The following is a 24,817-nucleotide window of genomic DNA, read 5'->3' as shown; positions in this document are numbered from 1 at the left end:
CATGGCGCAGTTAATTAAATTACAAAATTACATATCCCGTTATGAAAATGATTTGTTTCATTATCCAGCTCGCTATGTCCGTTTGAAAAAACAGGAATGGAGAAGGTTTCAAGAGAAATGGGCGCATCATCAAGCGGTATCATTCATAGAGCCTATTCAATTAGAAGATGACTGGATGATTGAACCGGAAAAAGAACGAACCGGTTTTTTTCGTTCATTCTTTTCAAAAAAAGAGTGTCAACTATCGGGGGAAGAATCGATTCAGAAAGCGGAAGATACACCGATGTTTTCTATTAATGAGACAGAATCGACATTTTTACACACAGAAGAGGATGCGAAGAAGCTATTCGTTGAAAAAATGTATCAATTTCAGGTGAAATGGGCGAGTTCGACGCTGCTTCATAAATCACCTCTTGATCATAAATACTACGTTGATGAACGGTTGAAATTTTTATTGCAGCGTCTGCCAGATACATTTCTCGTCTTTTACGAACCTGTTTTACGTTTTCAAAAAGCAACTGTTGAACTTGATATCGTCATCATGACGCCGATTGAAGTGTGGTGTCTTACTTTTTTAGAAGAACAAAATGATGCCGTTTTTTCAGGAACTGCGGAGCGCTTCTGGACGAAACGATACGGCGAGGCCGAATCAAAGCTGCTTAGCCCGGTCGTATCGCTGTCGAGAACAGAGACGCTCGTCAACAAGCTTTTGCGATATGAACAGATTGATCTTCCAGTTCGAAAGGCGATTTTATCCCGCAATGGCTATATTGATTATCCCAGCGCGCCGGCAGGTATTGACTACATTGATAAACGTGCGTTTGACACTTGGTTTCACTATATGAGAAAGGTGTCATCGCCACTTAAGATGATTCAGCTAAAAGCCGCTAAAGCATTGCTGGATCATGCAGACACGATCAGCATCCGCCGCCCAGAATGGGAAGAGGAGGAATCAAAATGATGAACACCCGTCCATTTAATGCGTATTTAGATAAATTAAATGAAGTGACCATTTTGTTACCTAAGCACTACTACGATGGAAAATCTGCTTTTTTCTATATCGAAAGTGGGCATGACGTGACAAAAATGACGATTGTGGAAAAGCAGGAATTTGAGATGATGGTGAAATATGTTTGCCACATATCCGAGACTCCGGATTTTGGGTCCGTGCATATTATTCTCGATGAACGGTTGATGCGGACTGATTTGCAAATGGGATCTGTCATTCGAACAGAAGAGTTTGATCATTTATTTTATTACGATGGTGAGCTCGGGGCGATGTATAGTCCGGAAAAAACAAACTTTCGCGTATGGGCGCCAACGGCCACAGAAGCATTCGTGAAGTTTAAAGAACGATCTGACAGTCCGCTTCGCTACATTACGATGAAGCGAGGACCCCGCGGTACATTTGAAGCCACATTGCCTGAACAGGCAGAAGGTTACTATTACCAGTATCAAGTGCGTATTAATAATATTTGGCATGAAGCGGTAGACCCGTATGCGAAAATGGTGTCTGTCCATAGTGAATGGGCGCGTATTGTTGATGAAAATCATATGCATGTCCCACAAAACAAATTGCCGCCGTTTTCATCACCGATCGATGCGGTTATTTATGAAGCATCTATTCGGGATTTATCTGTTCAGCCAGAAAGCGGCATTAAACAGCGTGGAAAGTACCTTGGTTTAACGGAAGAAGGAACGCAAAGTCCAGACGGACAGCCGACAGGACTGGATTATGTAGCATCGCTCGGCGTGACACATATTGAATTTTTACCTTTTTTTGATTTTTTCGGTGTTTCGGATGTTGATGCATCTGTCAACTATAATTGGGGATACAACCCGCTTTATTTCAATGTTCCTGAGGGCAGTTTCAGTACGAATGCCGCTGATTTATATGCTCGTACAGTGGAACTGAAGAGGATGATTGAAGCGCTTCATAAAAAAGAACTACGCGTCATTATGGATGTCGTCTACAATCATGTATTTATTCGTGAAACGTCTTCATTTGAACGGCTTGTTCCTGGTTATTATTTCAGGCAAGGGCCAGATGGTATGCCATCAAACGGATCAGGATGCGGTAATGATTTTGCATCGGAGCGGAAAATGGCGAGGAAATTCATTCTCGATTCGCTTGAATACTGGTTAACGGCGTACAATCTTGATGGATTCCGATTTGATTTAATGGGACTGATCGACGTAGAAACGATGCAGGAAGCGGTAAAGCGGATACGTGCAAAGAAACCTGATGCGGTCATTCTCGGAGAAGGATGGGATTTAAACACAGCGCTTTCAGCAGAGAAAAAAGCAACGATTCAAAATGAACAGCAGCTGCCGGGCACGGCCTTTTTTAATGATCGGTTTCGAGATTCTATTAAAGGAAGCACGTTTCAATTATTTGAACCGGGCTTTGCTTTTGGGAATAGACAATTGATGGATCATGCCTTTGCGGCGTATACAGCAAATGTAGGGTGTGCAGGTATAGACCGTCTATTTCATTCACCCGCACAATCGGTGAATTATGTGGAATGCCATGATAATTACACACTTTGGGATAAACTTGAAGCTTGTTTTCCGGGAGATACTTTGCAAAATAAACGAAAACACCGGCTCGCAACCGCATTTGTCTTATTGTCGCAAGGTATTCCATTTTTACACGCTGGACAGGAATTTTGCCGGACGAAGCATGGTGTCGAAAATAGCTACACGAGTTCTGATATAATTAATCAAATCGACTGGCGCCGACGCGGGGAATACATTGATCAAGTGGAGTACGTGAAAGGTTTAATCAAGCTCCGTAAATCACACGGTGCATGGCGGATGCGGACAGAAGAAGAGATTTGTCATCATATTGTGAGATGGCCATCAAATGTCGATACATTGTCGATCTGGTTAAAAGATGTCGGCCTCTATGGTGCATGGCACGATATACTACTATCATTCAACACCGGTGCCTCCATCTCGAGCTTCATTCTTCCAGAAGGCGACCCATGGGATCAAATTGTATCCGGTTCAATTGTTGGTACTACACCAGTTGCAAAAGGGCTTGTAACCGGCTATATAGACGGATTTAGCTGTGCAGTCTTTGTTCGGTAGCTTTGTCTTGAAATGAACTGGTGGAAAGCGCGTATTCGTGATACAATACTTCAGACAATAAAGAGTACGATATTATAAATTAAAAAGACAGTAATTGTTTTTCAAAGCGGCTGCTGTCTTTTTCTGTGAAACAGGTGAGGCATTGTGGAACACTTTCTTGGTGGAGACTGGGAGATAACACCAGCAGGCGGCATAACCGGAAAAGCATTTTTTGCAAGACAGGGGGGACAAGAGCTGTTTTTAAAACGGAACTCATCTCCTTTTCTTGCTATGCTCTCGGCTGAAGGGGTCGTTCCGAAACTCGTCTGGACGAAGCGGCTTGAAAATGGGGATGTTATCTCAGCGCAGCATTGGATGAATGGTCGAGAGCTTACGCCGGAAGAAATGAAATTCGACCGTGTCGCAAAACTAATGGGAAAAATTCATTCTTCAGACCCGCTATTGTCCATGCTGAAGCGGCTTGGTAAAAAGCCTTTTTGGCCATCAATGATGCTCGATGAAGTTCATGCGACAATCGACGTGATGTATACGCACCCTGAGGTGGCAGCAGCAGTCCGATTCCTCGAAACACAGCTTCCATCAGTGCCGGAATCCCAGCTTGTCGTCTGTCATGGTGATGTAAATCATCACAACTGGCTTTTGTCTGATGAGGATGAACTGTTTTTAATCGATTGGGATGGAGCGATGATTGCCGATCCGGCAATTGACCTCGGTACCCTGCTGTTTGGCTACGTTGAACGGGAAAAATGGACAAGCTGGCTCACGCAGTATGGTATCAGATTAACACCGTCTTTTTTTCGGCGGATGAAATGGTATGCGACCGCGCAACTGTTATTGTCGATTGAATGGGATGGTGAAAAAGGCCGCTTCCACGACATGAACAAAAGCATTGCTGCGTTGCATCGGTTAATGATTGAAGAGAAGAATTTATACGGAAATGGAGAGACGAGGCACGATGCGTTTAAGAAATAAACCGTGGGCACGTGAGAAAATCGATGCTCATCCGCAGTACATTATTCCAGAATCGTCCAATGTGAAAGGACACTGGCATGACATTTTCGGCAACAATAATCCGATTCATATTGAAGTTGGCACAGGGAAAGGCCAATTTGTGACCGGTATGGCGAAACAAAATCCAGACATTAATTACATCGGCATTGAACTGTATGAAAGTGTCATTGTCTCTGCACTAGATTTATTAATGGAAGCAGAGGTACCGAATTTGAAATTATTAAATGTCGATGGTTCTGATCTTCTGAATTATTTTGAAAAAGGGGAAGTAAAGCAAGTGTACTTAAACTTCTCCGACCCGTGGCCAAAAACGCGCCATACGAAGCGTCGTTTAACGTATAAATCATTTTTAAACCTGTATGAAGAACTTATGCCAGAAGGCGGCGAAGTGCATTTCAAAACGGATAATCAAGGCCTTTTTGAATATTCACTGAAGAGTTTTTCAGAATACGGTATGATGCTTACATATGTCAGTCTAGACTTACACAACAGTGAGTTTGAAGGCAATGTGATGACGGAATATGAAGAAAAATTTTCAGCAAAAGGCCAGCGTATTTACCGGTCAGAAGCGAAATTTCAGCCGCGCCTATAAAGTGAAACTTCATTCAATGGGGGGCTTTATTCCCGCTGAATAAGGAGGAACACAGGTAAAAAGCGCCGCTTCCTGCAGCAATACTTGAGTGACCAGGCTCAGCCGGTCCAAACTAATCGGGCTTTTACGGGCAGTTGATCGCCAAGTGGAGCCTTCTTTTCATAGTCTTGAAGTAGAGGTCTTACTGTCCGTTACTGCGGGATAAAAAAGCTCAAACGGTGATGACCGTTTGAGCTTTTTATATTAATGAATGGAATGTACGTTTAAAAGTGTACCTGTTTTTGCATCAGCTGCAAATTCAAATTGTTCATTGCTAGTTTTACCTTGGCGGGAAATACCGCCTTTATACACTAAAACCTGAAAACCATTATGTGTGTAATCTTCCGGTTTCATTTGAATCCATGAGCCGTTGATCGGACCTTGCTGTTTAAATGTTTCTTTAATTTGTTTCAAGACTTTCTCAGGCGGTGCATTCTTCGACTCGGACGTTTGTTTTTGAATTAAAACGGCTGCGGCTGCTCCAGCGGCCACACCGATCAAAAAAGCTGTACGATCACACTTTATCATGTTTTATCCCCCCTGTCTCTCCATTTGTATACTTCTAAAGTATACAGGATTTCATCATTACGGAAAACTAAAAGGCACTTCATTCCAAACTGAGGACCATTTCCGGTATAATGAACGAAAAAGACGTGCCGGGAGGAGATCGATCATGAAACAGGAAACGAAAGATATGTTTAAAACTTTAACAGAATTGCCGGGTGCACCAGGAAATGAGCATGCAGTGCGTGCATTTATGAAGAAAGAAATGGAGCCATATGCAGACTCGATTATTCAAGACGGGCTCGGCAGCCTGTTCGGCGTAAAAGAAGGAGATGAAAATGGGCCGCATGTGATGGTAGCGGGTCATATGGATGAAGTTGCTTTTATGGTGATCGCTATTACCGATAACGGGATGATTCGTTTTCAAACGCTTGGCGGCTGGTGGGGCCAGACGATGCTTGCTCAGCGCGTTCACATTTTTACGAAAAAAGGGCCAGTAGAAGGTGTTATTTCATCGACACCACCGCATTTGCTGACAGAAGATCAGCGCAATAAACCGATGCAAATTAAAAATATGCAAATTGATATCGGTGCAGATGATAAAGCGGACGCTGAAGCGATTGGTATTAAGCCAGGTCAGTCTATCTTGCCTGTATCCGCCTTTACACGACTCGCTAACCCGAAGAAAATCATGGCAAAAGCATGGGATAATCGATATGGATGTGGGCTTGCGATTGAGCTTTTAAAAGAATTACATGGAAAAACTGTGCCGAACATGCTTTATTCAGGTGCGACTGTACAGGAAGAAGTTGGCTTGCGCGGTGCACAAACAGCTGCACACTTAATTAATCCTGATGTATTTTTTGCACTTGATGCGAGTCCAGCGAACGATACAACCGGCGATAAAAATGAATTTGGCCAGCTTGGCAAAGGAGTATTGCTGCGCATTCTTGACGGAACGATGGTGACGCATAGCGGCATGAGAGAGTTTGTTCTTGATACAGCCGAATCTAATAGTATTCCATATCAATATTTCGTCTCACCGGGTGGAACGGATGCCGGCCGCGTTCATACGACAGGAAACGGCGTACCGAGTGTAGTAATAGGCATTTGTTCCCGATATATTCATACGCATTCATCGATTATTCATACGGATGATTATGATGCGGCGAAAGAACTGCTCGTGAAACTTATCACAAAACTAGATAAGACGACGGTTGATACGATTAAAAATAGCTGAAAGAAGGAATTACGTATATGCAAACAAACAAATTGAGAAAAAAGCTGGAAGAAGAATTAAAGAGGGACAACCGGAGGATCGTGTTTGATCGTGAAAAAGAAGAAATGCGTTTTGAAAATAGTGATACAAAAAAAGGTGTAACGGTTACGCTTGGCGGTATCCTCGCTAAATTTGAAGGAAATGTAGAAAAAGCAGCGGAAGAAACGATTTATTATGTAAATGAAGCATTAAATGCATTTGACGGTTCTGGAAAAAAGGAAGAGAAAGAGAAACGTATCTATCCGGTTATTCGCGCGGCCTCGTTTACGAAAGAAGCAGAAGAAGGCGTACCACTTTTTTACGATGATCATACAGCGGAAACACGTATTTATTATGCCGTCGATCTCGGCACAACGTACCGGCTTATTGACGAAAAACTGATGACAAAGGAAAAATGGACAGCGGAGCAAATTCGGGAAATTGCTCGATTCAATCTGCGCTCACTTCCGCTAGAAATGAAGCAGGACACAGTTGCTGGCAACGTCTTTTATTTCTTGAATTCAAATGATGGCTACGATTCAAGCCGTATTTTAAACGATCGATTTTTAAAAGAGATGAGTGAAAAGGTGGAGGGAGATATGACCGTGTCTGTTCCTCATGGCGATGTGCTTATTATCGGGGATATTCGCAATGTGACGGGTTATGATATTCTCGCTCAGATGGCGATGAGCTTTTTCGCTGCAGGACGCGTTCCGATTACGGCTCTTTCGTTCATTTATGAAGATGGCCATCTTGAACCGATTTTTATTATGGCACAAAATCGTCCGCAAAAAGACTGATCTCTTTTTACGGGCGGTCTTTTTTTATCCGATAAAAGCCTAAATGAAGATTTACTTTATCCCCATCCAATTTCCCAAAATGCTGTTTTTCTGTTAACAAATTTCATAATGCTGTTACAATGGAGAAAACTTCAAGTGGAAAGAGTGGTCAAAAATGAACATGTTTAAAAAAATCCTCTCTTATTTTAGAGAAGAAATTTACATAATTGAAGAAGAAGAAGAAACTGAACAACTGAAGAGTAAAGAAATAAAACGCGATGAACAGGAAATGAAAAATGATGTAACCAAGCAGCGTTTGCTAGAGCCAGAAGCAAAATCAAAAAGGGAGCGGTATGTACCGTTGATCAATGCGGCACCATCTGCTCAGCAAATTTCAACGCGTGTCGCTTATCGCTATCCGACTGTAAAGCGCGGCGGTGAACAGGCACTGCCACGTAAAAGACAACGTGATCATGATATTAAAGCCGAAGTAGAAGAGTCTGTAAAGCGTTATGAACAATCGACGTCTGCACCAGCAGCGCGTATTACACCGAGGCCATTTAGGCCAACTGAAATTCCATCGCCGATTTATGGATTCCGCACGCGTCCTACCGAAGAAGATGTACGAATCGTTCGCGGTGAAGAACAGGAGGAGCATGAGAAGCCGCTTCTTTTATTTACGAAAGAAACCGCAAACCGTCCGCCCGAACTGGAAAAGCCGGCTCCGGTGAAAATGAAGCAGGAAGAAAAGCCGCTGGAAATAGTGAGTAAACGAGCGCCCGTTGATAACGAAGAGGGAAAACTGCCGTCAGCTGACCGTCGGGAACGATCGCGTGAAAGACGACACTCTCCGTTTAATGTTATCATGCTGAAAAAGGATCGTGAAAAAATAGCGGAATCAGCAATGAAACCAGTCTCGGCTGTAAAACCCGTCCCGGAAACAGTTGTGAAAAAGGCAGCACAAGTCGTTATCGAAGCAGCCATTGACCGTCCACCGCTGTCTATTTTGACACCGCCATCGAAAAAGCCAATCGATGATGAATGGGTTTCGGAAAAAACAAAGCGATTAAATGAAACGTTTAAAAGTTTCAATATTGATGCTAAAGTAACGGGTGTCACGACTGGACCAGCAATTACCCGATTCGAAGTCACACCGTCAATCGGTGTAAAAGTGAGTAAAATCTCCAGCTTAACAGACGATATAAAGCGCAGTCTGGCGGCGAGAACACTCCGGATTGAATCACCGATTTCGGGTACTGAAGTGGTCGGCATTGAACTGCCAAACGACAAAAGCCGCTCCGTTTTTATTAGTGAAATTATCAGTCATAGTAAATTTCAGTTAGCTAAATCTCCGCTTGCGTCCGCACTCGGCCTTGATATTGCAGGGGAACCCGTCGTATTGGACCTGCAAAAAATGCCACATGGTCTTATCGCCGGTGCAACGGGTTCAGGAAAAAGTGTGTGTATTAACTCGATATTAGTCAGTCTTTTGTATAAAGCAGCGCCGCACGAATTAAAGCTGCTTCTCATTGATCCGAAAATGGTCGAGTTGACGCCTTACAATGGTATCCCACATTTGGCTAGCCCCGTCATTACCGACGTTAAAGCGGCTACGGCGGCATTGAAGTGGGCCGTTGAAGAAATGGAGCGTCGCTATCAGCTGTTTGTTCATGCCGGTGTACGCGACATCACTTCCTATAATGTGAAAGTAGAGAAGTCGGAATTTAATGAACCGCATTTGCCGTATCTCGTAATTGTTATCGATGAACTCGCTGATTTAATGATGATGGCACCATCGGAAGTGGAAGAAGCCATTTGTCGAATTGCTCAAAAAGCGCGTGCATGCGGTATTCATTTAATCGTCGCCACTCAGCGTCCGTCGGTTGATGTTATTACCGGTCTTATTAAAGCAAATATTCCGACGCGAATCGCTTTCTCTGTATCATCGCAAATTGATTCTCGTACAATATTAGATAAAGTAGGGGCAGAAAAGCTGCTTGGCAAAGGCGATATGCTATTTTTAGACAACGGGGCCAGTGAAGCAGTTCGTTTGCAAGGAACATTTGTTACAAATGAAGAAATTGATGAAGTTGTCCGATTCGTCAAAGAACAGCAAAAACCAGATTATTTATTTAAACAAGAAGAACTTCTACAAAAAGCAGTCGTACAAGATGAAGAGGATGAATTGTTCCGAGAAGCTTGTGAATTTGTTGTCCGGCAGGGGGGGGCATCGACATCGATGCTGCAGCGAAAGTTAAAAGTTGGATATAACCGTGCAGCCAACTTGATTGAAATGATGGAAGAACAAGGACTCATCTCAGGTCAGCGTGCCGGACGTCCGCGCGAAGTGCTCGTATCTGAAGAAGAACTTTTTGCTTTTTTTAAGGAGACAAACTAAGAAACCGGTGCCTTAGCATCGGTTTTCAAGTGGCATAGTCACGTTTTGAAAAAAGTGCTATAATGTACAAATGCAATGATTTGACTGCCATTCGTTTCAAAATAAACGATGATACATATACTGTATGTAGCAGGCTAGAGAATGTTGGAGGTTTAATGATGACAACCTATCATTTTGTTGGAATAAAAGGCTCGGGAATGAGCGCCCTTGCGCATATTCTTCACGATAAAGGATACGCGGTACAGGGTTCAGATATCGAAAAAACGTTTTTTACACAAAAAGCACTTGAAGATGCAGGCATTTTAATTATGCCATTTAACGCAGATAATATTCAAGAAGGTATGACAGTGATTGCCGGCAATGCGTTCAGTGATGAGCACAAGGAAATTAAGCGTGCAGAGGAGATCGGGGTGCCGCTTATTCGCTATCACAAGTTCTTAGGAGACTTCATTCAAAATTTTACGAGTGTAGCAATTACCGGATCACATGGCAAAACATCAACGACTGGTTTAATGGCACATGTCATTAGCGGTGCAGCACCGACATCATACTTAATTGGAGATGGAACAGGATGCGGGGTAAAAGATGCACAGTATTTTGCATTTGAAGCGTGTGAATATCGCCGCCACTTTTTATCATATGCACCGGATTATACGGTTATGACGAATATTGACTTTGATCACCCGGATTATTTTGCTGATGTTGATGACGTATTTTCCGCTTTCCAGGAAATGGCGAAGCAGGTGAAAAAAGCGATTTTTGCATGTGGTGATGACGAATATTTACAAGGTATTCAAGCGAACGTACCGGTTGTATTTTACGGTTTTGGTGAAGAAAATGATTTTCAGGCCCGTAACGCTGCGTTTGACGAAAATGGTACAACATTTGATGTCTTTGTACGCAACGAATACTATGCAAATTTCCGAATTCAAGGGTATGGCGACCATAATATTTTAAATGCGCTCTCCGTCATTGGTCTCTGTCATTATGAAGAAATTGATACAAATATCGTAAAAGAACGTCTTCTAACATTCTCAGGTGTGAAACGGCGTTTTACTGAAAAGAAAATCGACGCTCAAGTGTTGATTGATGACTATGCACATCATCCAACCGAAATTCGGGCAACAATTAATGCGGCTCGTCAAAAATACCCAAACCGTGAAATTGTTGCCGTCTTCCAGCCGCATACATTCTCACGGACACAAACATTTCTTGATGAATTCGCGGATGCTTTAAATAAAGCAGATGCGGTTTATTTATGCGATATTTTCGGCTCAGCCCGTGAAAATCATGGCAAGCTGACGATTGAAGATTTGCAGAAGAAAATTCCGGGAGCAAGGTTGATCAAAGAAGATGGCACAGAAGTGCTTGAAAAGCATGAAACGAGCATTCTCATCTTCATGGGCGCCGGTGATATTCAAAAGTTCCAGGCTGCGTACGAACAACATAGTGTATAAAAGAAAAACGCCCTCGCCGGTTTTGGCGAAGGGCGTTTTTCACTGCCAGCTTCAAATATTTACTTCAAGTTGTCTGGATTCAAGCCATCTAGCTCAGGTAAAACGAACAATCCGTCTTTTCTGATCAAAACATCGTCAAACCAGATTTCACCGCCACCGTATTCTGGACGCTGAATGTTCACCATGTCCCAGTGAATATTTGAGTGATTGCCGTTGTATGCTTCTTCATAACATTCACCCGGTGTAAAATGGAAGCTGCCGGCGATTTTTTCATCAAATAAAATATCCTGCATCGGATGTAGTATGTGTGGATTGACGCCAATCGCAAATTCACCAACAAAACGAGCTCCCTCGTCCGTATCAAAAATCGTATTAATTCGTTTTACATCATTTGCATGGGCGTCAATAATTTTTCCGTTTTCAAACCGTAACTTCACATTTTCAAATGTAAAGCCGTTATAAGGAGACGGTGTGTTGTATGAAATAACGCCATTCACGGAATCGCGAACTGGTGCCGTATACACTTCGCCATCTGGAATGTTTAAACGGCCGGCACACTTAATCGCGGGAATATCTTTAATGGAAAACGTTAAATCGGTTCCCGGTCCTTTCAAATGAACTTGATCCGTCCGGTTCATTAACTCGACGAGCGGGTCCATCGCGGCCGCCATTTTCCGATAATCAAGATTGCACACGTCAAAATAAAAATCTTCGAATGCATCTGTGCTCATTTTGGCCAGCTGCGCCATTGATGTTGTAGGATACCTTAAAACGACCCATTTCGTTTTCGGCACACGAATATCACGATGTACTTTTTTGCCAACCGTATTCCCTTGAATTTTTATTTTTTCTGCTGGAACATCTGCGTGTTCATTAATATTATCGCCAGCACGCAGCCCGATGTATGCATCCATTTCTTTCATCACATTTGCTTCAAAATCCGCCATTAAATCAAACTGTTTGTCGATCGCTCCCATTAAAAGTGAACGATCGACACGGTGATCTTTCAATAGAACAAACGGCCATCCGCCTGCTTTGTACGTTTCTTCAACAAGTGCCGTTATAAGCTCACGCTGAAGACCAAAATTTTCAATTAACACTTTTTCACCCGGCTGAATCTCGCACGAGTAGTTGATTAAATTGGCTGCCAATGTTTGAATTCTTGCATCTTTCATAAAAAACGCCTCCTTTTCATCCATTTCATTGTACGACGATCGCTATTTTTGTGCAAAAGAAGGAAAAAAGAGTGTTTTAAAGAATTATATTAGTGTTTAGATTTAGCGAAACAGGGTAATTTTATTAAATATAACATGCAGGAGGTGTCACGGAGTGGAAATCATTCTTTACTTAAGCGCAGCCGTTGCGGCAATTGCGTTTCTTATTTTGGTCATCAATTTGTCCAAAACATTAAAATCAGTCGATAACACGCTCGACACGCTTTCCAGGACAGTAGACCGTCTAGAAGGACAATTGAAAGATGTAACAGCGGAAACAGCGGAACTGCTACATAAAACAAATGTATTAGCTGAAGATGTCCAACACAAAACGGAGCAGCTGAACACAGTGGTTTATGCAGTGAAAGATGTTGGTTCATCAGTTCATAATTTGAACCAATCTCTGAGAAAAGTAACGACAACAGTTGCTTCACAAGTCGAGAAAAATCAGTACAAAATTTCGCAGGCTGTTCAGTGGGGAAACGTTGTAAAACAAATGGTGGACAAGTTTAAAGAAGAGAAAGGACATGCGAAACAGGCTTCGCCTGCCAGTAGTAACGAAATACTTCCTGTCAGTACAAACACAAATCAGTATCAAAATAATCTATAAAACAAGAGGAGCGATTTATTTATGAGAAATAATAACACATATGATCAATTCAATATTAAAAAGAACGATGCAACCGCACCACAGCAAACACAATATGAAAATTTAGATTTGAATACAGACCGCTATAATTATAATGATTCAATTAACACAAAAGATTTTATCATCGGTGCATTGTGTGGTGCGTTCATTGGCGCGACGACGGCACTCATGGTCGCACCGAAATCAGGACGTGAACTGCGTGATGATTTGAACGTGCAGGCAGGTTCATTAAAGGAACGCGCAAGCTCCTTGACAGATACAGCTAAAGACAAAACATCTACTTTAACAAAAACAGTTCAGGAGCAGTCTACAGCGATCGTTGATAAAGTAAAATCGCTCAAACCAAGCGGAAGCTCAACAAATTCGGAAACAGCAGAAGGAAAAAAAGAAGAAGCAAAATCTGTTGTTGAAAATGTGTTAGACGCAGTGACGGACAAAGTGGACACAACAGCTGACACGGCAAAAACAAAACTGGATGAAGCGAAAAAAGCATTTGATAAAGTGGAAGAATCAACTAATTCACCATCTGTCACAGGCAATTCTTCTAAGCCGGCCTCTGAAGCTCCAGCAAACCCGGCTGATAAAGGCATCAATGAGAAGAAAAACGATGGTTTCAGCAGTAATACGAATAATAACATGAACAAAAAAACATATAATAAGTAATGAAAGAGCCGGGCTGATCCCGGTTTCTTTTTGACTAAAGGAGTTTTTACTATGGAAAAGATTGATGGGATTGTTCAATTTGAACAGCTGCTTGAAGAAAAAAAAGGCTTTTTTTTCTTCAAACATAGCATGACATGCCCAGTAAGCGCAGCGGCATTTGATGAGTATGAAGCATTTTTAAGTGCAGAAGAAACCGACCAAATAGGATATTACCTGACTGTACAGGATTCGCGTGAACTATCTAATCACATTGCAGAAACAGCAAACATTCGCCACGAGTCGCCACAAGTCATCTATTTTAAAGATGGCAAGCCGGAATGGACCGAATCTCACTGGAAAATCACGAAAAATAAATTAGCGTCGATTTATTAAAAACGTTATCCAGACGCAGTTTGTCTGGATTTTTTTAAACGAAAACACTTTAGTGCTTAAAAGCGTTTAATTAATAAAGCAAGTTTTCCGTGACATTTCGAAATGGATGATTTATAATAACGATAATAACTCGCATCGGCTTTTAAACGGTATTTTTTGCAGTCAAATGCGAGAATAATTTGAATTTCTACTTGCGGAAGGATGATAAATGTGAGCAATCAAGAACTGGACCAACTAAGAGGAAAAGTGGACGAGATGAATGTCCAAATTTTAAAGCTAATTAATGAGCGTGCTGAGCTTGTACAAGACATCGGCCGCATTAAAGAAAAACAGAGCGTGAATCGTTATGATCCAGTCCGCGAGCGTTCAATGCTTAACACTCTTTTAGAAAAAAATGACGGACCGTTTGAACGTTCAACGGTTGAACATATTTTTAAAGAAATTTTCAAAGCGAGTCTTGAATTGCAAGAAGATGATCATCGAAAAGCACTTCTCGTTTCTCGTAAAAAGAAACAGAGCGATACGATCGTTACTGTTCGCGGTCATCAGGTGGGCAATGGCACACCGACGTTCGTATTCGGTCCATGTTCAGTAGAGTCATACGAACAAGTTGCTGAAGTGGCAAAAGCGATTAAAGGCAAAGGCTTGAAAATGATGCGCGGTGGGGCTTTCAAACCACGTACATCACCATACGACTTCCAGGGTCTTGGTCTTGAAGGATTGAAAATCTTGAAACGTGTAGCCGATGAATTCGATCTTGCGGTTATCAGTGAAATCGTTAGTCCGGCTGATGTTGAAATGGCATGCGAATACATTGACGTCATTCAAATCGGCGCGCGTAACATGCAAAACTTTGAGCTTTTAAAAGCAGCAGGTTCTGTTAAAAAGCCGATTCTTTTGAAACGTGGTCTTGCTGCAACAATTGATGAGTTCATTAATGCAGCAGAATATATTTTAGCACAAGGCAATGATCAAGTTATTCTTTGTGAGCGCGGTATCCGTACGTACGAGCGTGCAACACGTAATACACTCGACATTACAGCTGTGCCGATCTTGAAGCAAGAAACACATCTTCCAGTCTTTGTTGATGTAACGCATTCAACAGGACGCCGTGATCTTCTTCTTCCGGCAGCGAAAGCAGGACTTGCGATTGGTGCAGATGGCATCATGGCAGAAGTTCATCCAGACCCAGCCGTAGCACTTTCAGATGCGGCTCAACAAATGAATTTACAACAATTTGATGAATTTTACACTGAAATTCTTAAATCCATGCCAGTAAAAGCGTAAAATTTAGACTCCTGTGTTTGCACAGGAGTCTTTTTTCGTTAATATAGAAAGAAAGAGACAAGAAGGAGTGAAAGCCACATGAATATTACCATTTATGATGTAGCACGTGAAGCAAGTGTATCGATGGCAACCGTATCGCGCGTAGTAAACGGAAATCCAAATGTAAAACCTGCAACGAGAAAGAAGGTCAATGAAGTTATTGAACGTCTTGGCTATCGTCCAAATGCAGTTGCGCGGGGACTTGCGAGTAAAAAAACAACGACAGTCGGGCTGATTATTCCAGATATCTCAAATATTTTTTATGCAGAACTTGCGCGCGGAATTGAAGACATTGCGACAATGTATAAGTACAATATTATTTTAAGCAACTCGGATCAAAATGAAGAGAAAGAAATGCGTCTTATTCAAACGATGCTTGGCAAACAAGTAGACGGCCTTATTTTCATGGGAAATCACATTAATGATGAGCATGTGAAAGAATTCGATCGTTCTCCCGTACCGATTGTACTGGCTGGATCAGTAGAACAGACAGGCAAGGCACCATCTGTTAATATCGACTATAAAGAAGCAGCGCGTGAAGCTGTTCAGCTTTTAATAGATAAGGGACATAAACGTATTGCATATGTGGCTAGCCCGTTTCATGATGTGATCAATACAGCATATGCGCTTGCTTCGTATAAAGAAGTTCTTAAAGGAGCAGGAATTTATGCAGAAGAGCTTATTATAGAAGGAGACTACACGTATGATTCCGGTATGGAGGCGTGGCAGAAGCTTAATGATGTGAACGATCGTCCGACAGCTGTTCTTGTCTATAACGATGAAATGGCGCTTGGTGTCGTCCATGGGGCACAGGATGATGGATTAAATATACCGAACGATTTGGAAGTGATCAGTTTTGATTCAACAAAACTATCGCTTATGGTACGTCCGCAGCTAACAGCGGTTGTGCAGCCATTGTATGATATTGGGGCTGTAGCGATGCGCCTATTGACGAAATTAATGAACAAGGAAGAAGTCGATAATCCGGTTGTTGTCTTACCGCACCGTATTGAAAAACGGGGTTCAACGAAAGCTGAATGAGGGAAAGAGGATGATGAGGCGCAGTCCCGGGTATAACCCGGGCTGCGCTGTCTTTATTTTTTATGATCGCGCAGCGGATACAATAGCTTTTCCACTGTTAGACGATTTTTCTCGTTAATCTCTTCTTTTCTTGGAATAACGGGATACATATTGTCCGGATCCGTCCAACTAACAGGAAGAGTATAAGGTGCTTTTGGTTGCCACTGTTTGGCCCAGTCCTCAGGAAAGCGATTTATCAAATGAGACTGACCGCTCATTTCCAACCAGAGAAGTGACCATGCACGAGGAACGACCCGCCATATATCATAACCGCCGCCACCGACTGCTATCCAGCGACCATCGCAATATTCATGTGCTAATTTGTGCGCCAGTTCCGGAATACGTTTATAAATATTCATCGATGCTGATAAATGAGTGAGTGGATCATAATAATGAGAATCGGCACCATTTTGCGTTAAGATAACATCAGGCTTAAAAAAGTGTGTCACTTCACTAAGGGTTGTTTCGTACGAATCGAGCCATGATTCATCCTCTGTAAACGCATCAAGAGGTACATTAAATGAATATCCATATCCTTGCCCATGGCCACGTTCATTTACGTTCCCTGTGCCAGGAAAAAGGTAGCGGCCTGTTTCATGAATAGAATATGTACATACATCGGGATCATCGTAAAAAGACCATTGAACGCCGTCACCGTGATGTGCATCTGTATCAACATACAGTACGCGCACTTTGTATTTATCCTGCAAGTATTTAATGGCCACTGAGCTATCGTTATAAATACAAAAGCCTGAAGCTTTGCCGCGGAAGCCGTGATGAAGTCCACCGCCTAAATGAACGGCGTGATTTGCCTTATCCTGCATGACTTGATCCACTGCGGTTAATGTACCGCCGACAAGGAGAGAGCTTGCTTCGTGCATTCCTTCAAACATCGGCGTATCTTCTGTACCAAGTCCATAACTTTCACCGTCTGATTCAGATAATTCACCTCGACTTGCTTTTTTGACTGCGTCCACGTACTCACGATCGTGGATAAGCGCTAATTCGTCATCCGTTGCGTTGTGAGGTTCAACGATATCGGTGTCATTTAGTGCACCCATTTTACGAAGCAAATCAATCGTCAACGTAAGCCGAAACTGATTGAAAGGGTGATTTTCTGAAAATCGATAGCTTAGTAATTGATCAGAATGTACGAAGACGGCATCATGTTTCATAAACAAACTCCAGGCATATTTGGCCAGAGAACATGATGTCCTGCTTTTTTCAAATCGTCGATCACCCCGACTGGATTCATCGTCCGGACACGAAATGCAATGACCTTATAGTTTTCATCATTTCGATCCGGATAAATGAGAACACTGTGAATATTCGCACGCCGTTGATTAAGTACTTGCAAAATTTCAAACAGCATACCGGCTTTATTCGGCACTTTTACTTCAACGCGTGAGCCGGGCAGATTAACGCCCGTTAGCTCAACAAATGTGTGCAATACGTCAGTTTCGGTTAAAATGCCAACCACGTCACCATTTTGAACGACTGGTATGCAGCTGATGTTATGTTCATAAAGCGTCGTAGCAGCATCTTCTACAAAATCGAGTGGGTGGCCGGTAATGACATTTTTCTTCATAATTAAACGGAGCGGTTTATTTAATTCGTCTTTGCCCGTTTCTTTTTGCAAAATCGAAGGCGTTGCATCTTTAATATCACGGTCGGTCACAAGCCCGACAAGTGCACCTTCTTCATTCGTAATGGGGATATGGCGAATTTTATGATCACGGCAAAGCTGAAGAGCTGTCGCGATCGTATCATCCGGTGAAAGCGTATGTACGTTTATTTGCATAATTTCCTCTACAACCATCTGTCATCCCTCCCTCATTCAATTAATACATAAACCGATTCATGAACCTTATTTGATCAAACTTTTGAATCGAGTCTTGATTAACACGCGCACCGATTCTCACCATTAAGCAGTTAGCAGGGTGGGAGCTGATTTCAGGATCATCGGTTGCATACCAAATAAGGCCGCCGGCGCCCATCATTTTTTCCATTATTTTTCTGTATTCCCACACATTCAAACCGGTACCCTTCAGGTCCCAGTGCCAGTAATATTCGGTTGTGATGACAATGTAATCTTCCATTTGATCATCCATCATGGCTACTCTAAGCATGTTTTGGCCGACACGTGCACCGCGAAATTCAGGAGCTACTTCAATCGCCCCAAGTTCGATCAAACTATCCAATTTCGCTTCAGCCCAGCGTTCAAGCGGGTCTGGGTATAAAAATGTCACATACCCGACAATGGTATTCCCGCTTCGTGTAATAATAATTCGTCCCTCGGGAAGTTCTGCAATTTCAACGAGTGCTTTGTGTTGTTGTTCGGGTTGACGAAATGCGACAAGTCCTTCATGAAAATCATATTGGGAAAGTGATTCTGGCGTGACAGGCCCTTCAATAAATAGCATTCCAGCCGGTGTCTCCACTTCTGTTGAATAATACGTTCTACTATGTTCCATTAAATCACCACCTTTACAATGATCTGCATTTAACATTATACTTCATTATTTATAAAAAAAAGCGTTATCAATAAATATTCAAAGAATCAACATAATCTTGACAAAAAGAATTTTGAAAAAATTGAGAAAAGATTAAAAGTATTATATAATATTTTTGTTAATCTATACATAAGGGGGAATCGATTATGAGATTGGAAGCGCTCCCAGCAGGCCAGGGGAATTATAATTTAAAAAGTTATGAAGATACATATGCTTCTTTTGATTGGAAAGAAGCAGAGAAGGCTTTTTCATGGTCTGAAACAGGAAAAGTAAATGCTGCTTATGAAGCGATTGACCGTCATGCTGAATCTGGCAAAAAAGACAAAGTGGCCCTTTATTATCGCGATGCAAATCGGAATGAGAAATACACATTTGCAGATATGAAAGCGAACTCAAACAAAGCAGCTAACGTGTTAAAAGAGTACGGAAATGTAGAAAAAGGAGACCGTGTTTTTGTTTTTATGCCGCGATCACCGGAACTTTATTTTGCCGTTATCGGAGCGATTAAAGCGGGTGCCATCGTAGGCCCATTATTTGAAGCGTTTATGGAAGGGGCTGTCCGTGACCGTCTGGAAGACAGCGAAGCGAAAGTGATCATTACGACACCAGATTTGCTTGAACGTATTCCAGTGAGCAAATTGCCGCATCTTGAAAAAGTATTTGTCGTGGCAGGTAGTGTAGAAGAAGACGACAAACATATTGATTTTCAATCGAAATGGAACGAAGCATCAGATGAGTTTGATATTGAATGGGTAGATCGTAACGACGGCTTGCTTCTTCATTACACATCAGGTTCAACAGGCAAGCCAAAAGGTGTTTTGCACGTACATAATGCAATGATTCAACAGTATCAATCAGCGAAATGGGTACTGGATTTACAGGAAAATGACGTCTATTGGTGTACAGCTGATCCGGGCTGGGTAACAGGGACAGCTTATGGCATCTTTGGACCATGGCTGACAGGTACAACAAACGTCATTGTTGGAGGACGCTTCAGTCCAGAAGCATGGTATGGAACAATTGAAGAATATAAAGTGACAGTCTGGTATAGCGCACCAACGGCATTCCGTATGCTAATGGGTGCAGGCGATGAAGTCGTGAAAAAATTTGATCTATCTTCACTGAGACACATTTTAAGCGTTGGCGAGCCGCTTAACCCGGAAGTCGTCCGCTGGGGCAAAAAAGTATTTGACTTGCGCATCCATGACACATGGTGGATGACTGAAACAGGCGCACAAGTTATTTGTAACTATCCGGCAATGGATATTCGTCCAGGTTCAATGGGTAAACCGATTCCAGGTGTGAAAGCAGCGATCGTTGATGATCAAGGAAACGAATTGCCGCCAAACCGGATGGGGAACCTCGCAATTAAAAAAGGCTGGCCATCTATGATGACGGCGATTTGGAACAACGAAGCGAAATATGAGTCCTATTTTATGCCGGGTGACTGGTACGTGTCAGGTGACTCTGCATACATGGATGAAGACGGCTACTTCTGGTTCCAAGGCCGTGTTGACGATGTCATTATGACAGCGGGTGAGCGCGTAGGACCGTTTGAAGTGGAAAGCAAACTCGTTGAACATCCTGCTATTCAAGAAGCAGGTGTGATCGGGAAACCAGATCCGGTTCGCGGTGAAATTATTAAAGCATTCATCGCGCTTCGTGACGGCTATGAGCAGTCAGATGAATTAAAAGAGGAAATTCGCCAATTTGTGAAAAATGGACTTGCAGCACACGCCGCACCACGTGAAATCGAATTCCGTGACAAGCTTCCAAAAACACGTTCCGGCAAAATTATGCGCCGTGTCTTGAAAGCGTGGGAACTCGATTTACCAACAGGTGACCTTTCTACAATGGAGGATTAATGAGTTTTTAGCTGCCCTGATTTTTGGGACAGCTTTTGTTTTTGTGAATGGTCAGAAAATACGCTGAACGGTCATAAATCAAGATGAGTGGTCGCAAATTCAGTTTGACAAACAGAAATAAGCCGGCTACAATGTTTCTGTGTATAAAATAAACAAAGCGTTGAACGGAATAAGTAGTCCGCTGTCACTGTTCTTAGAGAGCTTTCGGCCGGTGAAAGAAAGCACAAACAGATGGATGAATTACCTCCCGGAGCTTTCACCGTGAACTTTTAGTAGCGGTTGACGTAACCGTCGTTACCGGTTTAAGTGGAGAAATCAAATTTCTCAAGTTTGGGTGGTACCGCGCGTTAGCGTCCCTGCATAATGATGCAGGGACGTTTTTTGTTTGAAAAAAGGAGAGATAAACATGGAATTGTTAGAAGATTTAAAGTGGAGAGGCATCGTCTATCAGCAAACAGATGAAGAAGGTATTGAAAAATTACTTAAAAAAGAAAAAATTGCGCTATACTGTGGTGTCGATCCGACAGCTGACAGCATGCATATTGGCCATTTGCTCCCATTTTTAACGCTGCGCCGTTTTCAAAAGCACGGCCATAAACCAATTGTATTAGTCGGTGGGGCAACAGGTACGATCGGCGACCCGAGCGGTAAAAAAGAAGAGCGCACATTGCAGACGATGGAGCAAGTGCAAAAAAATGTTGATGGTTTGAGTATACAGCTGGAGAAAATTTTTTCGGTGGAAGGCGATAACGGTGCGCTCTTAGTGAACAACTATGACTGGATCGGTTCGATGGATGTTGTCACATTCCTTCGTGACTTCGGAAAAAATATTGGCGTCAATTACATGTTGGCGAAAGATACTGTATCATCACGCCTTGAGAGCGGCATTTCATTTACAGAATTTGCGTACACGATTTTGCAGGCGATGGATTTTTACTACTTGAATAAAAATCATAACTGTCGCATGCAAATTGGCGGAAGCGACCAATGGGGCAACATTACGACTGGACTTGAGATGATCCGGAAAATGAACCCGGAAGCGGAGCAGGCGTATGGATTTACAATTCCGCTTGTCACAAAATCAGACGGAACAAAATTTGGCAAAACAGAAAGCGGCGCAATCTGGCTCGACCCAGAAAAGACATCTCCGTACGAATTTTATCAATTCTGGATTAACACGGCAGACGCGGATGTGGTTCGATACTTGAAAATTTTCACCTTCTTGGAGCAGGCTGAAATTGAAGCGCTCGAAACATCTGTAAACGAAGAGCCGCACCTTCGCAAAGCGCAAAAAGCACTCGCAGAAGCAATGACGCGTCTTATTCATGGTGACGATGCATTAAAACAGGCAGAAAGTATTACGAAAGCGTTATTCAGCGGCGATATTAAATCATTATCAGCGAATGAAATTGAGCAAGGATTGAAAGATGTGCCGACATATGTGCAAGAGGGAGAAATTCCAGCCATCGTGGATCTTCTTGTTGCAGCGGGTATTTCACCATCAAAACGCCAGGCGCGTGAAGATGTGCAAAATGGCGCTGTTTCAATCAACGGAGAGAAAATGACAGATACAGCATATGTATTGTCGAAAGAGGACAAAGTGGATGGCCGTTTCACAGTCATCCGCCGTGGGAAAAAGAAATACTACTTAATTCAATATAAATAATGAAAAGAGCTGCTCAGAACATTGGGCAGTTTTTTTGTTACATAATAAAACCGCCAATCCTAAACGGAAAGGCGGTTTTATAAGCTTGCTATTAACGAGAGTAGAACTCAACGATAAGTGCTTCGTTAATTTCAGCAGGAAGTTCTGAACGCTCCGGAAGGCGCGTGAATGTACCTTCAAGTTTGTCAGCGTCAAACGTCAAGTAATCAGGTACGAAGTTGTTTACTTCTACTGCTTCTTTAACGATTGCGAAGTTGCTTGATTTTTCACGCACGCCGATTGTTTGACCAATTTTCACACGGTAAGATGGGATGTCAAGACGTTTTCCATCAACAACAACGTGACCATGGTTAACAAGTTGGCGGGCTTGACGACGAGTGCGAGCAAGACCAAGACGGTAAACAAGGTTATCAAGACGTGTTTCAAGAAGAATCATGAAGTTCTCGCCGTATACACCTTTCATTTTGCCAGCGCGATCGAACAAGTTACGGAATTGACGCTCAGTCACGCCGTACATGTGACGAAGTTTTTGCTTCTCTTGAAGCTGCATTCCATATTCAGACAATTTTTTACGCTGATTCGGACCGTGTGGACCTGGAGCGTAAGGGCGTTTTTCGATTTCTTTACCTGTACCACTTAGTGAAATGCCGAGTCGGCGGGATAATTTCCAGCTTGGACCTGTGTAACGAGCCATAATATGACTCCTCCTTTAATGTTTTTATTTTGTTGTAAAATAAAAACCGGTGTGAATTAACTGCCAGCACATTTTGTTTTCATGCACCATCGCCCTGCAGCAACGGGTTACACGATGCCCCTTTTCCGGATCATGCCGGACAAAGAAACAAAATGAAATCAAAACAGCATACACATAGGCTGCATTTATTTTACACAAAGAATAGTATATAACGCACAAATACTACTGTCAATCTTTTTTAAAGGAAACGAGTCAGCACGTTTGCAAAGTGCATCAGACCAATTTCATCATCTTCTTCGAATCGGTTCACTTCCGGACTGTCAATATCAAGTACACCGATCAGTTCACCATCTTTTACAAGAGGCACGACAATTTCCGAACGAGATGCCGCGTCGCACGCAATATGTCCGGGAAATTCATTCACATCAGCGACACGAATCGTTTTTTGTTCAAATGCAGCCGTTCCGCAGACCCCTTTTCCTAATGGAATACGGACGCAGGCAGGTAATCCTTGAAATGGGCCAAGGATAAGTTCATGGCCATCATGTAAATAAAATCCGACCCAGTTGATTCGGTCCAGAAATTGGCCGAGAAGTGCAGATGCATTGCTTAAATTCGCTATTTTGTTTGGCTCGCCTGCTAAGAGTGCTTCCAGCTGCTTCGTAACAAGTGCATATTGCTCCTGTTTTGTACTAGAATAGTGAATGTATTGAAACAAGATTAAACACTTCCTTCTATTAATGTAAGATCTATTTTGTCGAAACCTTGTCCGATTCCAGCTGCTGCATGCGCATCAGATCCATAAATAAGGGGGATACCGAGTGAACGGGCCGAGCGCGCAATGTGCTCGGGAGGATAGGATTCAAGACAAAGCGGTTTGACGGTGCCAGCTCCATTATAATCTAATGAATAGCCGTTTTTTTTCACTGCTTGTAAAATCGCCGTGATACGGTCATCAAATGATACATGGCACGGATACATACGCTGAAATTTATGAACAAGAGTCATATGTCCAATGCGGTCTGGTTTAAATGCGCCAAGATTTGCCTCGACTGATTGCAACAATGTGTCATAGTACGATGTATAGACTTCTTCAACTGATCCGAATCGTTCTACTATGATACGAAACTCATCTTCGCTAAAATCAACACAGTAATAGCGGTCTGCATGGCGCAAAAAATGCACCGATAAAATGCTATCATCAAGGTGTGGTCCATATTCATTAAGTAGATTAGTTGTATCTTGCTCAAAACCTTCGATAAAATCAACTTCAAGACCTGTTCGAATACGGATTGACGATTTATACTGTTTTTTCGCTAATTCGACATCTTTTAAATATGATTCCAAATCGATCCAGTCCATTGCACTGTCCCGTTCAGGTGCGGGATCGATGAAGTTTTTCGGAAGCGGCGCGTGCTCGGTGAAGGTAATATCGGTAAATCCGCACTCAATTGCGCGTTCAACATATTGATTAAGTGAATCTTTTGATCCATGCGGACAATAGATAGTATGAATATGTCCATCTCTAAACATATGCTAAATCTCCTTTTTAAAAAATTTGTTGGCCTTTTTGACATTTTTTTGCGAAAACTATGCGAAAAAACACAAGTTCCCATCCAAAAAATGTGTAGTCGTGCTATTATT

Annotated in this window: 23 protein-coding genes and 1 other annotated feature; of the genes, 15 read left to right on the top strand and 8 right to left on the bottom strand. The window is 42.4% G+C overall.

All coding sequences use genetic code 11. From position 1 onward, the window contains the following. Position 1 precedes the first annotated feature (1 nt). From A3M5_RS0112835 to trmB, 4 genes are all read left to right on the top strand, one after another. Positions 2-961 carry an NERD domain-containing protein gene (locus A3M5_RS0112835; protein ID WP_018394190.1) on the top strand — a complete coding sequence of 320 codons (960 nt, stop codon included), beginning with the start codon at positions 2-4 and terminating at the stop codon, positions 959-961. Further along, complete coding sequence (gene pulA / locus A3M5_RS0112830) at positions 958-3,093, top strand: type I pullulanase (RefSeq protein WP_018394189.1); 2,136 nt, start codon at positions 958-960, stop codon at positions 3,091-3,093. Before A3M5_RS0112835 ends, pulA begins: the two co-directional genes overlap by 4 nt. Before the next feature lie 144 nt (positions 3,094-3,237). After that, positions 3,238-4,065: a phosphotransferase family protein gene (locus tag A3M5_RS0112825; protein WP_018394188.1), complete on the top strand. Its 828-nt coding sequence runs from the start codon at positions 3,238-3,240 to the stop codon at positions 4,063-4,065. Further along, positions 4,049-4,696, top strand: a complete 648-nt coding sequence (gene trmB, locus A3M5_RS0112820; protein ID WP_018394187.1) for a tRNA (guanosine(46)-N7)-methyltransferase TrmB — start codon at positions 4,049-4,051, stop codon at positions 4,694-4,696. The genes A3M5_RS0112825 and trmB overlap by 17 nt, the downstream gene beginning before the upstream one ends. Before the next feature lie 243 nt (positions 4,697-4,939). Here the strand turns inward: trmB and A3M5_RS0112815 are convergent, their stop codons facing one another. Further along, entirely contained in the window at positions 4,940-5,263 is a 324-nt protein-coding gene (locus A3M5_RS0112815) for a PepSY domain-containing protein (RefSeq protein ID WP_018394186.1), read from the bottom strand. A gap of 145 nt (positions 5,264-5,408) precedes the next feature. Between A3M5_RS0112815 and A3M5_RS0112810 the strand changes: the two genes are divergently transcribed. The 4 genes from A3M5_RS0112810 (at position 5,409) to murC (ending at position 11,131) form a co-directional block, all read left to right on the top strand. After that, the gene (locus tag A3M5_RS0112810; RefSeq protein WP_018394185.1) at positions 5,409-6,479 is read left to right on the top strand and encodes a M42 family metallopeptidase; all 1,071 of its coding nucleotides are present in this window, start codon (positions 5,409-5,411) and stop codon (positions 6,477-6,479) included. Between the two features lie 17 nt (positions 6,480-6,496). Then, entirely contained in the window at positions 6,497-7,297 is an 801-nt protein-coding gene (locus tag A3M5_RS0112805; protein WP_018394184.1) for a DUF1444 domain-containing protein, read from the top strand. Positions 7,298-7,451: 154 nt separating this feature from the next. Then, a complete protein-coding gene (locus tag A3M5_RS0112800; RefSeq protein WP_018394183.1) occupies positions 7,452-9,674 on the top strand; it encodes a DNA translocase FtsK in 2,223 nt (740 codons plus the stop codon). 158 nt (positions 9,675-9,832) lie between these two features. Further along, positions 9,833-11,131, top strand: coding sequence for a UDP-N-acetylmuramate--L-alanine ligase (murC, locus tag A3M5_RS0112795; protein ID WP_018394182.1), 1,299 nt, complete (start codon positions 9,833-9,835; stop codon positions 11,129-11,131). Between the two features lie 59 nt (positions 11,132-11,190). Here the strand turns inward: murC and A3M5_RS0112790 are convergent, their stop codons facing one another. After that, entirely contained in the window at positions 11,191-12,306 is a 1,116-nt protein-coding gene (locus tag A3M5_RS0112790) for an aminopeptidase (RefSeq protein ID WP_018394181.1), read from the bottom strand. A 154-nt stretch (positions 12,307-12,460) separates the two neighbouring features. Between A3M5_RS0112790 and A3M5_RS0112785 the strand changes: the two genes are divergently transcribed. The 5 genes from A3M5_RS0112785 (at position 12,461) to ccpA (ending at position 16,396) form a co-directional block, all read left to right on the top strand. Continuing rightward, positions 12,461-12,955 (top strand): DUF948 domain-containing protein, encoded by a 495-nt coding sequence (locus A3M5_RS0112785; protein ID WP_018394180.1) that lies wholly within the window; start codon positions 12,461-12,463, stop codon positions 12,953-12,955. A 21-nt stretch (positions 12,956-12,976) separates the two neighbouring features. Beyond that, positions 12,977-13,657 (top strand): YtxH domain-containing protein, encoded by a 681-nt coding sequence (locus A3M5_RS23800; RefSeq protein WP_018394179.1) that lies wholly within the window; start codon positions 12,977-12,979, stop codon positions 13,655-13,657. Positions 13,658-13,708: 51 nt separating this feature from the next. Further along, positions 13,709-14,029: a bacillithiol system redox-active protein YtxJ gene (gene ytxJ, locus A3M5_RS0112775; protein WP_018394178.1), complete on the top strand. Its 321-nt coding sequence runs from the start codon at positions 13,709-13,711 to the stop codon at positions 14,027-14,029. A gap of 210 nt (positions 14,030-14,239) precedes the next feature. Continuing rightward, positions 14,240-15,316, top strand: a complete 1,077-nt coding sequence (locus tag A3M5_RS0112770; RefSeq protein WP_018394177.1) for a bifunctional 3-deoxy-7-phosphoheptulonate synthase/chorismate mutase — start codon at positions 14,240-14,242, stop codon at positions 15,314-15,316. A gap of 78 nt (positions 15,317-15,394) precedes the next feature. Next, a complete protein-coding gene (gene ccpA, locus A3M5_RS0112765) occupies positions 15,395-16,396 on the top strand; it encodes a catabolite control protein A (RefSeq protein ID WP_018394176.1) in 1,002 nt (333 codons plus the stop codon). 53 nt (positions 16,397-16,449) lie between these two features. On the opposite strand, the gene A3M5_RS0112760 is transcribed toward ccpA, so the two are convergent. From A3M5_RS0112760 to A3M5_RS0112750, 3 genes are read right to left on the bottom strand one after another with little or no spacing between them, the layout of a single operon-like run. Continuing rightward, on the bottom strand, positions 16,450-17,610 hold the full coding sequence (locus tag A3M5_RS0112760; RefSeq protein WP_018394175.1) for an acetoin utilization protein AcuC: 1,161 nt from the start codon (positions 17,608-17,610) through the stop codon (positions 16,450-16,452). Continuing rightward, positions 17,607-18,254, bottom strand: coding sequence for an acetoin utilization AcuB family protein (locus tag A3M5_RS0112755; protein ID WP_018394174.1), 648 nt, complete (start codon positions 18,252-18,254; stop codon positions 17,607-17,609). Before A3M5_RS0112755 ends, A3M5_RS0112760 begins: the two co-directional genes overlap by 4 nt. A 22-nt stretch (positions 18,255-18,276) precedes the next feature. Next, a complete protein-coding gene (locus tag A3M5_RS0112750; RefSeq protein ID WP_018394173.1) occupies positions 18,277-18,909 on the bottom strand; it encodes a GNAT family N-acetyltransferase in 633 nt (210 codons plus the stop codon). Positions 18,910-19,094: 185 nt separating this feature from the next. On the opposite strand from A3M5_RS0112750, the gene acsA reads away from it, so the two are divergent. Together acsA and tyrS are read left to right on the top strand one after the other, a co-directional pair. Then, complete coding sequence (gene acsA, locus A3M5_RS0112745) at positions 19,095-20,813, top strand: acetate--CoA ligase (protein WP_018394172.1); 1,719 nt, start codon at positions 19,095-19,097, stop codon at positions 20,811-20,813. A 151-nt stretch (positions 20,814-20,964) separates the two neighbouring features. Beyond that, positions 20,965-21,174, top strand: a binding site (T-box leader). Between the two features lie 45 nt (positions 21,175-21,219). Beyond that, the gene (gene tyrS, locus A3M5_RS0112740; protein ID WP_018394171.1) at positions 21,220-22,479 is read left to right on the top strand and encodes a tyrosine--tRNA ligase; all 1,260 of its coding nucleotides are present in this window, start codon (positions 21,220-21,222) and stop codon (positions 22,477-22,479) included. Positions 22,480-22,570: 91 nt separating this feature from the next. Here tyrS and rpsD read toward each other — a convergent pair whose 3' ends face one another. From rpsD to hisJ, 3 genes are all read right to left on the bottom strand, one after another. Continuing rightward, positions 22,571-23,173, bottom strand: a complete 603-nt coding sequence (rpsD, locus tag A3M5_RS0112735) for a 30S ribosomal protein S4 (protein ID WP_018394170.1) — start codon at positions 23,171-23,173, stop codon at positions 22,571-22,573. A 238-nt stretch (positions 23,174-23,411) separates the two neighbouring features. Next, complete coding sequence (gene msrC / locus A3M5_RS0112730; RefSeq protein ID WP_018394169.1) at positions 23,412-23,891, bottom strand: free L-methionine (R)-S-oxide reductase MsrC; 480 nt, start codon at positions 23,889-23,891, stop codon at positions 23,412-23,414. 2 nt (positions 23,892-23,893) lie between these two features. Beyond that, positions 23,894-24,706 carry a histidinol-phosphatase HisJ gene (gene hisJ / locus A3M5_RS0112725; RefSeq protein ID WP_018394168.1) on the bottom strand — a complete coding sequence of 271 codons (813 nt, stop codon included), beginning with the start codon at positions 24,704-24,706 and terminating at the stop codon, positions 23,894-23,896. Positions 24,707-24,817 lie beyond the last annotated feature (111 nt).

The sequence above is a fragment of the Bacillus sp. 37MA genome (assembly GCF_000372765.1).
Classification (GTDB): domain Bacteria; phylum Bacillota; class Bacilli; order Bacillales; family Domibacillaceae; genus Domibacillus; species Domibacillus aminovorans.
Note: the sequence above shows the minus strand (reverse complement) of the source record. Positions and strands in the feature narration are given on the sequence as shown.

What these genes read in the sequence shown, in the direction of transcription:
- A3M5_RS0112835 (WP_018394190.1), top strand. Translation starts at nt 2, where the DNA reads ATGGCGCAGTTAATTAAATTACAAAATTACATATCCCGTTATGAAAAT.
- pulA (WP_018394189.1), top strand. Translation starts at nt 958, where the DNA reads ATGATGAACACCCGTCCATTTAATGCGTATTTAGATAAATTAAATGAA.
- trmB (WP_018394187.1), top strand. Translation starts at nt 4,049, where the DNA reads ATGCGTTTAAGAAATAAACCGTGGGCACGTGAGAAAATCGATGCTCAT.
- A3M5_RS0112815 (WP_018394186.1), bottom strand. Translation starts at nt 5,263, where the DNA reads ATGATAAAGTGTGATCGTACAGCTTTTTTGATCGGTGTGGCCGCTGGA.
- A3M5_RS0112810 (WP_018394185.1), top strand. Translation starts at nt 5,409, where the DNA reads ATGAAACAGGAAACGAAAGATATGTTTAAAACTTTAACAGAATTGCCG.
- A3M5_RS0112805 (WP_018394184.1), top strand. Translation starts at nt 6,497, where the DNA reads ATGCAAACAAACAAATTGAGAAAAAAGCTGGAAGAAGAATTAAAGAGG.
- A3M5_RS0112800 (WP_018394183.1), top strand. Translation starts at nt 7,452, where the DNA reads ATGAACATGTTTAAAAAAATCCTCTCTTATTTTAGAGAAGAAATTTAC.
- murC (WP_018394182.1), top strand. Translation starts at nt 9,833, where the DNA reads ATGACAACCTATCATTTTGTTGGAATAAAAGGCTCGGGAATGAGCGCC.
- A3M5_RS0112790 (WP_018394181.1), bottom strand. Translation starts at nt 12,306, where the DNA reads ATGAAAGATGCAAGAATTCAAACATTGGCAGCCAATTTAATCAACTAC.
- A3M5_RS23800 (WP_018394179.1), top strand. Translation starts at nt 12,977, where the DNA reads ATGAGAAATAATAACACATATGATCAATTCAATATTAAAAAGAACGAT.
- ytxJ (WP_018394178.1), top strand. Translation starts at nt 13,709, where the DNA reads ATGGAAAAGATTGATGGGATTGTTCAATTTGAACAGCTGCTTGAAGAA.
- ccpA (WP_018394176.1), top strand. Translation starts at nt 15,395, where the DNA reads ATGAATATTACCATTTATGATGTAGCACGTGAAGCAAGTGTATCGATG.
- A3M5_RS0112760 (WP_018394175.1), bottom strand. Translation starts at nt 17,610, where the DNA reads ATGAAACATGATGCCGTCTTCGTACATTCTGATCAATTACTAAGCTAT.
- A3M5_RS0112755 (WP_018394174.1), bottom strand. Translation starts at nt 18,254, where the DNA reads ATGGTTGTAGAGGAAATTATGCAAATAAACGTACATACGCTTTCACCG.
- A3M5_RS0112750 (WP_018394173.1), bottom strand. Translation starts at nt 18,909, where the DNA reads ATGGAACATAGTAGAACGTATTATTCAACAGAAGTGGAGACACCGGCT.
- acsA (WP_018394172.1), top strand. Translation starts at nt 19,095, where the DNA reads ATGAGATTGGAAGCGCTCCCAGCAGGCCAGGGGAATTATAATTTAAAA.
- tyrS (WP_018394171.1), top strand. Translation starts at nt 21,220, where the DNA reads ATGGAATTGTTAGAAGATTTAAAGTGGAGAGGCATCGTCTATCAGCAA.
- rpsD (WP_018394170.1), bottom strand. Translation starts at nt 23,173, where the DNA reads ATGGCTCGTTACACAGGTCCAAGCTGGAAATTATCCCGCCGACTCGGC.
- hisJ (WP_018394168.1), bottom strand. Translation starts at nt 24,706, where the DNA reads ATGTTTAGAGATGGACATATTCATACTATCTATTGTCCGCATGGATCA.